Here is a 12,578-nt window from a genome sequence, read left to right as displayed (position 1 = left end):
CCCCGGCTTCCGCCTACTCCGCCGCCTGCGGCAGGTCGTTCGAGGGGATCGGCCGGGCCGGGCCCTTCGGGGGCAGGCCGAGCTTCTTGCGGCCCCAGCCCCACATCCGCCCGAACCGCGCCGACAGCGTCTTGGGCGCGGCCAGCATGACCGGCGTCAGCACCAGGGTCAGGAGGGTCGAGAAGGAGAGGCCCCAGACCACCGCGGCCGAGAGCTGCACCCACCACTCCGAACCCGGCGCCTTGTACTCCAGATGGCCGGCCCGGAAGTTCGGGTGGATCTGGAACATCAGGGGCAGGAGGCCCACCACGGTCACAACCGTGGTCAGCATGACCGGCCGGAAGCGCTGGGCGGCGGCCCGCACCGACGCCTCGTCGGCGGCGAAGCCTTGCCGGCGGAGCTGGTAGAAGGTGTCCACCAGCACGATGTTGTGGCCCACCACGACGCCGGCGAGGGCGACCACCCCGGTGCCCATCATGATCACCGAGATGTAGTCGAAGGTGTGCAGCAGGTTGACCTGGACGCCCAGGAATACGCCCACCGTCGACAGGGCCACGGCCGAGAGGGTGACGAACACGCCGTAGAAGCTGTTGAACTGCCACAGCAGGATCACGCCCATCATGAACAGCGAGACCGTCATGGCGGTCATGAAGAAGGCCTGAGCCTTCTGGCCCTCCTCGTCGGCGCCGCGGAACTTCCAGCGGATCGAGGGGTCGAGATTGGCCTTCTCCAGCCAGGGCTTGAGCCGGGCGATCTTCTGATTGGCGGCGACGCCCGGCTTGGCGTTGGCCTGGACGATGACCACCCGCTGGCTGTCGCGGCGGTAGATCGAGGTCACCTGCTGGGCCGGCACCTGCTTGACGAAATAGCTCGCCGGCACCGGGCCCTGGGGCGTGGTGATCTTGAGGCTCTGGAAGGCGGCCACGTTGCGCGCTTCCGAGGGGAAGCGGACGCGGATGTCGAGCTCGTCGGTGGCGTCGTCCGGCCGGAAGCGGCCGGCCAGGACCCCGCCGGTGACGAACTGGATCGCCTGACCCACCGAGAGCACGTCGACGCCGTAGCGGCCGGCGGCCTCGCGGTCGACGCTGAGGTTCCACTGGATGCCGGGCGAGGTGCGGTTGTCCTCGAGGTCCTTGAGCTGCGGATCGGCCTCGAGCTTGGCCTTCACGATGTCGGCGGCGTGGTTCAGCACCGCCGGGTCGCGGCCGCGCAGCTCGACCTGGATGTCCTTGCCGATCGGCGGGCCGCCCTGCGGCTCGCGCACCTCGGTCTGGATGCCGGGCAGCTCGGCGACGCGCTGGCGCACCACCTTGGCGATGTCGGCCCCGCGCAGGCCCATCTCCTTGCGGTCCTCGTAGTCGGCGAACTCCACCTGGATGCGGCCGACCGTGTCGTTGGGCGCGCCGCCGTTGCCGAGCGACTGCATGGGGCCGGAGCGGACGTAGAGCGACTTCACGCCCTTGATGCCCACCAGCCGCCGCTCGACGCTGGCGACGAGCTGGTCGTCGGCCTCCACCGAGAGGTTGCCGCGGGCCTTCACCCAGACGGTGACGAACTCGGGGTCCTGCTTGAGGAAGAACTCGGTCGCGTGCTTCGAGGAGCCGAACCACATGACGATCGCCACCACGACCGTCAGGGCCGCGGCCATGGTGAGCAGCGGGTGATGGCCGAGGCGCGAGATGGTCCGCGAGTACCAGCCCATGAAGCCGGTCATCTCGGTGGGGTCGCCGTGCTCGGCCTTGTGCAGCTCGGCCAGGGCCTCGGCGTCCACCGCCGCCTTGCGCCCGAAGATCGAGCCGAGGGCCGGGGTGAAGATCAGGGCCACGAAGATCGAGGCGCCCAGCACGAAGAACAGGGTCAGCGGCAGGAAGCTCATGAACTTCCCGGCGATCGAGTTCCAGAACATGAACGGCACGAAGGCGCACAGCGTCGTCAGGGTGCCGTTGACCACCGGCCAGAACATCCGCTTGCCGGCGGCGGCGAAGGCCTCCTCCTTGGGCAGGCCCTCGGCCATCTTCCGGTCGGCGTACTCGACGACGACGATGCCGCCGTCCACCAGGATGCCGACCGCCAGCACCAGGCCGAACATGACCATCTGGTTCAGGGTCACGCCGCGCCCGTGCAGCATCATGAAGGCCAGGAGGAAGCAGACCGGGATCGCCACGCCGACCATCAGGCCCTGGCGGATGCCCAGGCTGCCGACCACGATCAGCATGACCAGCAGGGTGGCGGTGAGCAGGCCACTCTCCAGCACCAGCAGGGTGCGGCCGATGAATTCGCTCTCGTCGTAGACGAAGTCGGCGCGGATGGTGGAGGGCCAGCGCGCCTCCTCCTTCTTCACCAGGTCACGCACCTGGGCGGTGGTGTCGAGGATGTTCGAGCCGATGCGCTTGACGACGTCCAGCGAGAACGAGCGGTCGCCGTTGTAGCGGGTCAGCGAGGTCGGCTCCTTGAAGGTGCGGTGCACCTCGCCGATGTCGCCGATGGTCACCAGCCGGTCGCCGTTCTTCTTGATCGGCAGGGCCAGGATGTCGATCGGATTGACCACCACGCCCGGCACCTTGACCGCGAACTTGCCCGAGCCGGACTGCAGGTCGCCGGCGGGGACGAGCTGGTTGTTGCGGGCGATCACCGCGCCGATGTCGTTGGTGGTGACGTTGTAGGCCTCCATCCGCAGGGGATCGATGGTGACCTCGAGCATCTCCTCGCGAGCGCCGCTCATGTCGGCCGACAGCACGCCCGGCAGGGTCTCCAGCCGGTCCTTCAGGTCGCGGGTGAGGGCGTAGAGCTCGCGCTCGGGCGCATTGCCGTGGATGACCACGCCGATGACCGGGTTCTCGGCCGGGTTCTGCTCGTCGACGATCGGCTGCTCGGCGTCTGGCGGGAAGCGGGCGCGGGCCAGGTCGACCTTGGCCCGGACGTCCGCCATCACCTTGTCCTTGTTGAAGTTCGGCTCGAACTCCAGCAGCACGATGGCCTGGTTCTCCCGCGCCACGGCGTTCATCTGCTTCAGGCCCTCGAGGGTCTGAAGCTGCAGCTCCATGGGCTTGATGAGCAGGCGCTCGGCGTCCTCGGGGCTGACCCCCGGGAACGGCACGACCACCGACACGAACGGGAAGGGGATGTCGGGGTCCGCCTCGCGCGGCATGTTCAGGTAGGAGAAGAACCCGAAGATGGCGGCGATGAGGGTGACGCCCAGCACCACCTTGCGGCGCTTGATGGCTCCGTCGATCAGGGCGGCGATCATGCTCATCCCTCCCAGGTCCCCGCGCGCCTAGAGCGCGGCGGCGACGCGAACCTTCTGGCCCTCGGCCACGTACGACTGGCCGACGGTGATGATGCGGGTGGAGCCGGCGAGGCCCTTCACCCAGGCGCCTTGCGGCGTCTGCTCGAGGACGGTCACCGGCGCGAAGGCCACGCGCTCGTCGGCGGTGACATAGCGCAGGCCCTGGCGGCCGGCGGCGTCCAGCACCAGGGCCGAGACCGGCACCAGGTGCGCCGGGCCCTGGCCCGCGGCCACGCGGACGTCGGCCGAGAGGCCCGAGCGTACGGCGAGCTGGCCGTTCGGCACGATGATCTCGAGGTGATAGGTGCGGGTCGCCGGGTCAGCGTCGCGGGCCACGTAGCGGATGCGGCCCTGCAGCTTCTGGCCGTCGACCAGGGTGGCGACCGCGGGCTCGCCGACGTGCAGCTTGGCGGCGTCCGTCTCGGGCACGTCGCCGACGATCAGCAGCGGGTTCAGCTCGATCATCACGCCGCAGGACTGGCCGGGCGACAGATAGGTCCCGACCTCGGCGTCGCGGTGGTCGAAGACGCCGGTGAAGGGCGCGCGGATCTCCACCTGGCGCAAGGCGATCTCGGCCTGGCGCACGGAGGCTTGGGCCGAATCCAGCGCGGCCTGGGCGGCCAGCACCTGGGTCGGCGAGCGGTAGCCCTTGCGCGACAGCTCCGCGGCGGCCTGCTGCTGGAGCTGGGCGGACTTGTAGTTGGCCTTGGCCTGGTCGAGCGTCGCCTGCCGCGCGTCCACCGAGAGCCGGCAGAGCACTGCGCCCTGGCGTACAACCGTACCTTGCAAAACCGGAGTTGCAGCCACGAGGCCGGCGGTCTCCGACTTGACCTGCACGGTGCGGGTGGCCTGGGTGCGGCCGCGCAGCACCACGTCGTACTCGCGCACGCTCTCGGGCACGAGCTTGACCTGCACCGCCGGCGCCGCGTTGGCGGCCGGGGTCGCCTTGGCCTGGGCGGGATTCGCCGTGTGACCGCCGCCGAACAGGCCGCGGACGACGAAATAGAGAACCACCAGCGCCGCCACGCCGATGACAAAGACATACTGAGATTTCAGTCGCATCGAACTATCCCCCGGAGCCTCCGTCCGCCCGCGCGACACGCCGGTTCGCGCACGGAGCCCCCGATCTTAGACCGCAGTGTCTGATGCCACCGTTACGCGAGTGCAAATGAATTCGCAGACACTTTCGGACGGGACGAGAAATTCCCCGCGAGCGCGACTACATTGCAGCATGGCCCGTCGGGTGACGTGGCGTGACCTCATGGCGCACAGCTTACACCGTAAGGAATAAAGACCGGTGAAATATCTTCACACCATGGTCCGGGTCGCCGACCTGGACGCCTCGCTGGATTTTTACTGCAACAAGCTCGGCCTGCAGGAGGTCTCCCGCGTCGAGAACGAGGCCGGACGTTTCACCCTCGTGTTCCTGTGCGCGCCGGACGACGTGGAAGCGGCCAGGACGAACAAGGCGCCCACCATCGAGCTCACCTTCAACTGGGATCCGGAAGAGTACGGCGGCGGCCGCAACTTCGGCCACCTGGCCTATGCGGTGGACGACATCTACGCCGCCTGCCAGCGGCTGATGGACGGCGGGGTGACGATCAACCGGCCGCCGCGCGACGGCCGCATGGCCTTCGTCCGCTCGCCGGACAACGTGTCCATCGAGCTGCTGCAGAAGGGCCCGGCGCTGGCGCCGGCTGAGCCATGGGCCTCGATGCCCAACACGGGCGTCTGGTAGCCCCTACTTGAGCTGACGCTTTTCCAGCTTCCGGGCGAGGGTGCGGCGGTGCATGCCCAGCCGCCGCGCCGTCTCGGAGATGTTGAAGTCGGTCTCGACCAGCGTCTCGTGGATGCGCTCCCACTCGAGGGTCTTGATCGAGGTGGGGCGCGGGCTGATCGGGGCGGTGGCGTCGCCGCCGGCCTTGGCGAAGGCGGCCTCGATGTCGTCGCTGTTGGCCGGCTTGGCCAGGTAGTGGCAGGCGCCGAGCTTGATCGCCTCCACCGCCGTGGCGATGCTCGCGAAGCCGGTGAGCACGACGATGCGCATCTGCGGGTCGTGGGCGTGCAGGGCCTGGACGCAGGCCAGGCCGCTCTCCCCGGCGAGCTTCAGGTCCACCACCGCGAACGGCGGCGTCGTCTCGGCCAGCACCGCCTGGGTTTCGGCGAGGCTCGTCGCCCGGCGCACCTCGTAGCCCTTGCGCTCGAAGGACCGCTGGAGCGCCTGGGCGAACTTCTCGTCGTCCTCGATGATCAGCAGCTGGGGGGCGTCGCTCATGCGGGGGCCTCGATCGAAAGGGCGCTGAGCGGCAGGGAGAGGGTGACCTCCGCCCCGCCGGTGTCGCGGTTGCGGGCGCTGACGCGGCCGCCGAGCTTGCGCACCACATTGACCACCAGGAACAGGCCGAGCCCGCCGCCTGCCTTGCCCTTGGTGGACTGATAGGGCTTGCCGAGCCCGGTGAGGATCTCGGTCGGGAAGCCGGGGCCGGCGTCCTGCACCCGAATGGTCAGCTGGTCGCCGTCCAGGCGGCTGCGCATCCACACGCCGTCTGGCGAGGCGTCGAGGGCGTTGTCCAGGAGGTTGGTGATCGCCTGCTTCAGCGCCGAGTCCGCGACCACGAGCGGATCGGCCGCCAGCCCGTCCTCGTAGCCGGCCACGGCCGGCCCGCGGCGGTCGCGCCACTCCTCGAAGACGCCCGCCAGATACGACTTGAGCGAGGCCGCCCCGGCGTTCTCGGCCCGCGCCTCGCCGGCCGACAGCAGGACGCCGGTGACGATCTGTTTGCAGCGCGCCACCTCCGACCGCATGTCCTCGATCTCCTGGGCGAGCTCCTTGTCCCGGGCGAGCTTGGGCATGCGCCGCCAGTCGCCGAGGATGACGTCGAGGGTGGCCAGGGGCGTGCCGAGCTCGTGCGCCGCGCCGGAGGCCAGGAGGCCCATCCGCACGATATGGTCCTCCTCCGCCGCCCGCTGGCGCAGGGCCGCCAGGCGCGCGTCGCGCAGGCGCAGGTTGGCGTTGATCCGGCTGATGAAGATCACCAGCAGCACGGCGTCGAGGCCGAAGCCGACGATCGCGCCGGCGATGTAGAGGGTGAAGAGGTCGGGGCCGCCGGGCGGCAGCACTAGGGGACGGTAGGCCGCCGTCAGGCCGAGGAAGCAGAGCATGGCCACGCCGACCATGCCCCACACCGCCCAGGCCTCCAGCAGCACCGCGCCGAGGATCACCTGCAGCAGGTAGAGCGATGTGAACGGGTTGGTCGGCCCGCCGCTCAGGTAGAGCAAGGCGGTCAGCACCAGGGCGTCGAAGGAGAGGGTGACGAAGAGCTCGCGGTTGGTCACCGGGTTGGGCCAGCGCAGACGCATGACGCTGACGGTGTTGCCGGCCACGAACACTGCCAGCACCAGGCCCATGGCGGCGAGCGGCAGGTCCACCTTCAGGCCGAATTCCACCACCCCGATGGTGACGATCTGGCCGAGCACGGCGATCCAGCGCAGCTGCACGAGCTGCAGCAGGTTCTTGCGCGCGGTGGCGGCCGCCAGCGGGGCCTGGTCGCGCGTCAACCGGGGATCGTCAGCGGTCGGGATCATCGCGTGGCGGACTTGCCGGCTTCGGCCGTCGTTTGTCCAGCATGGCCCAGCCGGCCCAGGCCGCGACCATGGCGGCCAGCCCGAACCAGGTGAGGGCGTAGGAGAGGTGGCTGTTCCGGAAGCTGATCACGGTAAGTCCGCCGCGCGGCCAACCTCCAGTATTTGGGGTGGCGTCGGCGTCGATGAAATAGGGGGCGACGGGGCCGAGGTGCTTGGCCGCCGCGATCGCCGCCACGTCGCGCGAGTACCAGCGGTCCTCGGCGGGTCGGTTGGCCCGCAGGAAGCCGCCGTGCGGCTCGCTCATCCGCATGAGGCCGGTGACCGTCGTGGCGCCCGAGATCTGGCCTCTGACGCGGGCGGCGGGGTCGTTCAGGTCGGCCGGGACGAAGCCGCGATTGACCAGCACGGTGAAGCCCCCCTCGGTGCGGAGCGGGGTCATCACCCAGTAGCCGGGGCCGAGCTCGGTGACCGCCTGGGCGAGGGTCTCCTTGTCGTTCAGGAACATCCCGGCGACGCGAACGCGCCGGTACTCGTCGCGGGCGGCCGAGACGGCGGGCCAGTCGGCGGGGCCAGGGGCCGGCGCGGGAGCGGCGTGCACGCGGGCGTCCACCCGGGCGATGAGGTCGAGCTTCCAGGCGCGCCGTTCGAGCTGCCAGGTCCCGAGGGCGCAGAGCAGGGCGAAGGCCAGGACGGCCGCGATCGACGCGACGACGCGCCGGCCGCGGCCGCGCGCCATCAGGGGGCCTCCCGCATCTGCTGCGGGGTCATCGGCATCATGTTGTGGTCGAGGTGGTACATCACCCATAGGGAGCCCGAGAGCACGATCACGACCAGCAGCAGGGTGAACAGCAGCGCGAGCAGGGTCCAGCCCCCTTCGGAGCGGCTGTTCATGTGCAGGAAGTAGACCATGTGCACCACCACCTGCACGGCGGCGAGGCCCATGACCACCAGGCCGGTCAGGCCGGGGTTGCCGAGCGGATGGGTCAGGACCAGCCAGAACGGAACCGCGGTGAGCGCCGCGGCCAGCAGGAAGCCGGCGAGGTAGTCCTTGCGGCTGAAGTGCGGGATCCCATCGTCATGGTGGTGATGGGCCTCGCCATGAATGGCGCCATGGATCTCGGGGGTCGTGGCGCTCATCACAGCACTCCCAGCAGGTAGACGAAGGAGAAGACGCCGATCCAGACGACGTCCAGGAAGTGCCAGAAGAGGCTGAGGCACATCAGCCGGCGGCGGTTGGTGGAGGTGAGGCCGCGGTCGGCCACCTGGGTCATCAGGGTGACCAGCCAGATCACCCCGCAGGTGACGTGCAGGCCGTGCGTGCCGACCAGGGTGAAGAAGGCCGAGAGGAAGGCGCTGCGCTGCGGCCCCGCGCCTTCGCCGATCAGGTGGGCGAACTCGGTGAGCTCCAGGCCGAGGAAGGCGCAGCCGAAGAGCCCCGTCACCGCCAGCCACCCCAGGGTCTCCTTCACCCGGCCGTTCTGGGTCGCGATCATCGCGAAGCCGTAGGTGATCGAGGAGAACAGCAGCATGGCCGTGTTCACCGCCACCATCGGCAGGTCGAAGATCTCCGCCCCGGTCGGGCCGCCGGCGTACTGGCGGCCGAGCACGCCGTAGGTGGCGAAAAGCACCGCGAAGATGAGGCAGTCGCTCATCAGGTAGATCCAGAACCCGAGCAGGGTCCCGTTCTGCGGGTGGTGCTCTTCGGTCAGATAGAAGTCGGGCCCGGCCCGGTCCGCCACCAGGCGGAGGCTGGATGCGGTGCTCATGCCACCTTCCTCAGAAGCTCGGTGCGCGCGCCTTCGGCGCGGATCACGTCCTCCACGGGGATGTGGAAGTCGCGGTCGTCGTTGAAGCTGTGGGCGATGGCCGCGACGACGATCGCCGCCATGCCGGCCGCCGCCAGCCACCAGATGTGCCAGACGAGGGCGAACCCGACCGCCGTCGAAAGGCCCGCCAGCACCGCCCCGGCGCCGGTGTTCTTGGGCATGTGGATGGGCAGGAAGCCGGACGTCGGGCGCACGTAGCCGCGCTGCTTCATGTCCCACCAGGCGTCGTGGGCGTGGATCACCGGCGTGAAGGCGAAGTTGTAGTCGGCCGGCGGCGAGGAGGTCGCCCATTCCAGGGTGCGGCCGTTCCACGGGTCGCCGGTCACGTCGCGCAGCTCATCGCGCTTCATGACACTGACCACGATCTGGACGATGAACGAGACGATGCCCATCAGGATGACCAGGGCGCCGAGGGCGGCGATGGCGAACCAGATCCGCAGCGAGGGATCGTCGAAGTGGCTGAGCCGGCGGGTCACGCCCATCAGGCCGAGGACGTAGAGCGGGGTGAAGGCCAGCCAGAAGCCGACGAACCAGCACCAGAAGGACATCTTCCCCCAGAACGGATCGAGCTTGAAGCCGAAGGCCTTGGGGAACCAGTAGGCGATGCCGGCGAACATGCCGAACACCACGCCGCCGATGATCACGTTGTGGAAGTGGGCGACGAGGAACAGCGAGTTGTGCAGCACGAAGTCGGCCGGCGGCACCGCCAGCAGCACGCCCGTCATGCCGCCGATGACGAAGGTGACCATGAAGCCGACGGTCCACAGCATGGGCAGCTCGTAGCGCACCCGGCCACGGTACATGGTGAAGAGCCAGTTGAAGATCTTGGCCCCGGTCGGGATCGAGATGACCATGGTGGTGATCCCGAAGAAGCCGTTGACGTCGCCGCCGGCCCCCATGGTGAAGAAGTGGTGCAGCCAGACGAGGTAGCTGAGCACCGTGATCACCACGGTGGCGTAGACCATCGAGGTGTAGCCGAAGAGGCGCTTGCCGCTGAACGTGGAGACGACCTCGGAGAACACGCCGAAGGCCGGCAGGACGAGGATGTAGACCTCCGGGTGGCCCCAGATCCAGATCAGGTTCACGTACATCATCGGGTTGCCCCCGAGGTCGTTCGTGAAGAAGTTCGTGCCGACCATTCGGTCCATGGACAGCAGCGCCAGCACCGCGGTCAGCACCGGGAAGGTGGCGACGATCAGGACGTTGGTGCAGAGCGCCGTCCAGGTGAACACCGGCATCTTCATCAGGCTCATGCCCGGCGCCCGCATCTTGACGATGGTGGCGATCAGGTTGACGCCCGATAGCAGTGTCCCGACGCCGGCGATCTGCAGCGACCATATGTAGTAGTCGACCCCGACGTCGGGGCTGTAGGCGAGGTTCGACAGTGGCGGGTAGGCGAGCCAGCCGGTGCGCGCGAACTCGCCGACGAACAGCGACATCATCACCGTCACCGCGCCGCCGACGGTCATCCAGAAGCTGAAGTTGTTGAGGAACGGGAACGCCACGTCGCGGGCGCCGATCTGCATCGGCACCACGAAATTCATCAGGCCCGTGACCAGGGGCATGGCCACGAAGAAGATCATGATCACGCCGTGGGCGGTGAAGATCTGGTCGTAGTGCTGCGGCGGCAGGTAGCCGTGGTCGGCGCCGAAGGACATCACCTGCTGGGCCCGCATCATCAGGGCGTCGGCGAAGCCGCGCAGCAGCATGACCACCGCCAGCACGATGTACATGATGCCGATCTTCTTGTGGTCGACGCTGGTGAACCACTCGCGCCACAGATAGCCCCAGAGCTTGTAGCGGGTGATCAGGCCGAGCACCGCCAGGCCGCCGAGGGCGACCACGGCGAAGGTGCCCATGAGGATCGGCTCGTGCAGGGGCAGGGCGTCCCAGCTGAGCCGGCCGAAGATGAAGTGGGTGAGGTCTGAGCTGTTCGACATCGGATTACCGGATCAGAGGGCCGGCCGCTTGGCGGCGCGCGGGTCGGCGCACTGCGGATTCCTGGCCTGGGCGACGGCGGCGGCGTCGGCCTGGGCGGTGTGGGTCATGCGGTCCTTGCAGACCTGGCCGGGCGCGGCGCAGCGGTTGACCACGTCGAGGAAGAGGTTCGGGTCGGCGCCGGCGAAGCGGCGCACCGGCTCGTCGGCGGACGGCTTCTCGAGCTTCAGGTAGTCGGCGCGGGTGAGTTGCGGGCCGCCGGCCTTGGCGGCGGCGACCCAGCGCTGGAAGTCGGCCTCGCTCAAGCCCTTGAAGCGGAACTTCATTCCCGAGAAGCCCGCCCCGGAATAGTTGGCCGAGAAGCCCTCGTAGTCGCCCGCCTTGTTCACCACCGCGTGCAACTGGGTCTGCATGCCGGGCATGGCGTAGACCTGTCCGGCCAGGGCCGGGACGTAGAAGGAGTTCATCACCGAGGAGGCGGTGATCTTGAACGCGATCGGCCGGTCCACCGGGGCGGCCATCTCGTTGACCGTGGCGACGCCCAGCTCCGGATAGATGAACAGCCATTTCCAATCGAGGGCGACGACCTCGACCTGCAGCGGCTTCACGCCCGCCGCCACGGGCCGGTTCGGCGCCAGGCGGGGCAGGGGACGATAGGGGTCGAGGGTGTGGCTGGTGATCCAGGTGACCGTGCCGAGGATCATGATGATCGCCAGCGGCGCGGCCCAGACGGCCATCTCGATCTTGGTCGAGTGGTGCCACTCCGGGTCGTAATCCGCCTTGAGGTTCGAGGCCCGGTACTTCCAGGCGAAGAACAGGGTCAGCGCGATCACCGGCACGATGATCAGCAGCATGAGTCCGGTGGCGAGCAGGATGAGGTCGCGTTGTTGCACCGCGATATCGCCCGCGGGGTCCATCACGACCATCTTGCAGCCGGCCAAGCCGAGCAGCAGGGGCGCGGCGGCCGCGCCCCTGAAAAATCTACCGATTTTCACCGTTCTGAACCCGAACCAGATTTATATTGCGTCGCAATACGCCCGCCCTGCGGGGCTCGGGATTGGACGGTTTGTCCTAGGGGCTTGCCTCCCCGTGGGCCTCAGGCATGCTGTTCCCCAAGAGACCGCCGATCAGGCGGCGCGGCCCGGTGGGCCGGTTCTGCGTTGGGGAGGAATGGCGATGAGCCAAGAGTACGCGCGCGGCTATGTCCTGCCGTCGTCGTTCGGCCTGGAGGTCGAGGCGCGGCGGCTGCACTCCAGCGCCCGCGCGCCTGGCCTCGGCGACGTGGCCGGGGCGGTAGCCATCGGCGCCTTCCCCAAGGCCTTCGACGCCTTCACCTGCCTGGCGGCCGCGGTCTTCATCTTCCCGCAGGTCCTGTTCCCGGGCATGGACCGGACCCTGGCGGTGGCGGCCAGCCTCGGGGTCTGCGCGCTCGCCTACGCCATGGGGCCGCTCGGCGAGATCCTCTTCCGGGCAGTGGACCGCCGCCATGGCCGGGGCGTGCGCCTGACCGCCGCCCGCTTCATGCTGGGAGCCTCCACGGCGGCCATCGCCTTCCTGCCCGCCGGCGCACTGGCGGTGCTGTTCCTCGCCGCCTGCCGGACCGCCCAGGGCCTCGCGCTCGGCGGCGTGCGCGCCGATAGCCCGGCGCTCGCCCAGGTGGCCCTGACCCGCGAGGGGCGCGTCTCCCTGGCCTTCGTCCGCAGCCTCGGCGTCCTCGCCGCCCTGCTGCTGGCCGCCGCCATCTTCGCGATCTTCAAGGTCGGGCTCTCCGCCGCCGACTTCGCCGCCTGGGGCTGGCGCTATCCGTTCGTGCTGGGCGTCGCGGCCAACACCGTGGCCCTGTTCGCCGACCTTCGGCTCCTGGCCACCCACGACCGCGAGCAGGCGCCGGACCGCCCAGCCGTCCGGCTCGCGGCCGTCGACGGCGCGCGGGTGGACTGAGG

11 protein-coding genes are annotated in these 12,578 nt (G+C 69.1%); 2 read left to right on the top strand and 9 right to left on the bottom strand.

Features of this window, described 5'->3' with window-relative positions:
- Positions 1-13 precede the first annotated feature (13 nt).
- Positions 14-3,247: an efflux RND transporter permease subunit gene (locus DJ017_RS14855; protein WP_165830643.1), complete on the bottom strand. Its 3,234-nt coding sequence runs from the start codon at positions 3,245-3,247 to the stop codon at positions 14-16.
- A gap of 27 nt (positions 3,248-3,274) precedes the next feature.
- Positions 3,275-4,348, bottom strand: coding sequence for an efflux RND transporter periplasmic adaptor subunit (locus DJ017_RS14850; protein WP_111529443.1), 1,074 nt, complete (start codon positions 4,346-4,348; stop codon positions 3,275-3,277).
- A 235-nt stretch (positions 4,349-4,583) separates the two neighbouring features.
- Between DJ017_RS14850 and DJ017_RS14845 the strand changes: the two genes are divergently transcribed.
- Positions 4,584-5,024, top strand: coding sequence for a VOC family protein (locus tag DJ017_RS14845; protein ID WP_111529442.1), 441 nt, complete (start codon positions 4,584-4,586; stop codon positions 5,022-5,024).
- Between the two features lie 3 nt (positions 5,025-5,027).
- On the opposite strand, the gene DJ017_RS14840 is transcribed toward DJ017_RS14845, so the two are convergent.
- The 7 genes from DJ017_RS14840 to cyoA are packed head-to-tail and all read right to left on the bottom strand — an operon-like array spanning position 5,028 to position 11,630.
- Positions 5,028-5,561, bottom strand: a complete 534-nt coding sequence (locus DJ017_RS14840; protein ID WP_111529441.1) for a response regulator transcription factor — start codon at positions 5,559-5,561, stop codon at positions 5,028-5,030.
- Positions 5,558-6,871 carry an ATP-binding protein gene (locus tag DJ017_RS14835; RefSeq protein ID WP_111529440.1) on the bottom strand — a complete coding sequence of 438 codons (1,314 nt, stop codon included), beginning with the start codon at positions 6,869-6,871 and terminating at the stop codon, positions 5,558-5,560. Before DJ017_RS14835 ends, DJ017_RS14840 begins: the two co-directional genes overlap by 4 nt.
- The gene (locus tag DJ017_RS14830; protein ID WP_111529439.1) at positions 6,855-7,607 is read right to left on the bottom strand and encodes an SURF1 family protein; all 753 of its coding nucleotides are present in this window, start codon (positions 7,605-7,607) and stop codon (positions 6,855-6,857) included. The genes DJ017_RS14835 and DJ017_RS14830 overlap by 17 nt, the downstream gene beginning before the upstream one ends.
- Positions 7,607-8,008: a cytochrome o ubiquinol oxidase subunit IV gene (gene cyoD / locus DJ017_RS14825; RefSeq protein WP_111529438.1), complete on the bottom strand. Its 402-nt coding sequence runs from the start codon at positions 8,006-8,008 to the stop codon at positions 7,607-7,609. The genes DJ017_RS14830 and cyoD overlap by 1 nt, the downstream gene beginning before the upstream one ends.
- The gene (gene cyoC, locus DJ017_RS14820) at positions 8,008-8,637 is read right to left on the bottom strand and encodes a cytochrome o ubiquinol oxidase subunit III (protein ID WP_111529437.1); all 630 of its coding nucleotides are present in this window, start codon (positions 8,635-8,637) and stop codon (positions 8,008-8,010) included. The genes cyoD and cyoC overlap by 1 nt, the downstream gene beginning before the upstream one ends.
- On the bottom strand, positions 8,634-10,637 hold the full coding sequence (gene cyoB / locus DJ017_RS14815) for a cytochrome o ubiquinol oxidase subunit I (RefSeq protein ID WP_111529436.1): 2,004 nt from the start codon (positions 10,635-10,637) through the stop codon (positions 8,634-8,636). The genes cyoC and cyoB overlap by 4 nt, the downstream gene beginning before the upstream one ends.
- A 12-nt stretch (positions 10,638-10,649) precedes the next feature.
- Positions 10,650-11,630: a ubiquinol oxidase subunit II gene (gene cyoA, locus DJ017_RS14810; protein ID WP_227000157.1), complete on the bottom strand. Its 981-nt coding sequence runs from the start codon at positions 11,628-11,630 to the stop codon at positions 10,650-10,652.
- Positions 11,631-11,811: 181 nt separating this feature from the next.
- Here cyoA and DJ017_RS14805 point away from each other — a divergent pair, with 181 nt between their 5' ends.
- Complete coding sequence (locus tag DJ017_RS14805) at positions 11,812-12,576, top strand: MFS transporter (RefSeq protein WP_133255461.1); 765 nt, start codon at positions 11,812-11,814, stop codon at positions 12,574-12,576.
- Positions 12,577-12,578: the final 2 nt, after the last annotated feature.

The sequence above is a fragment of the Phenylobacterium soli genome, from assembly GCF_003254475.1.
Taxonomy (GTDB): domain Bacteria; phylum Pseudomonadota; class Alphaproteobacteria; order Caulobacterales; family Caulobacteraceae; genus Phenylobacterium; species Phenylobacterium soli.
This window is presented reverse-complemented; position numbering and strand designations above follow the sequence as displayed.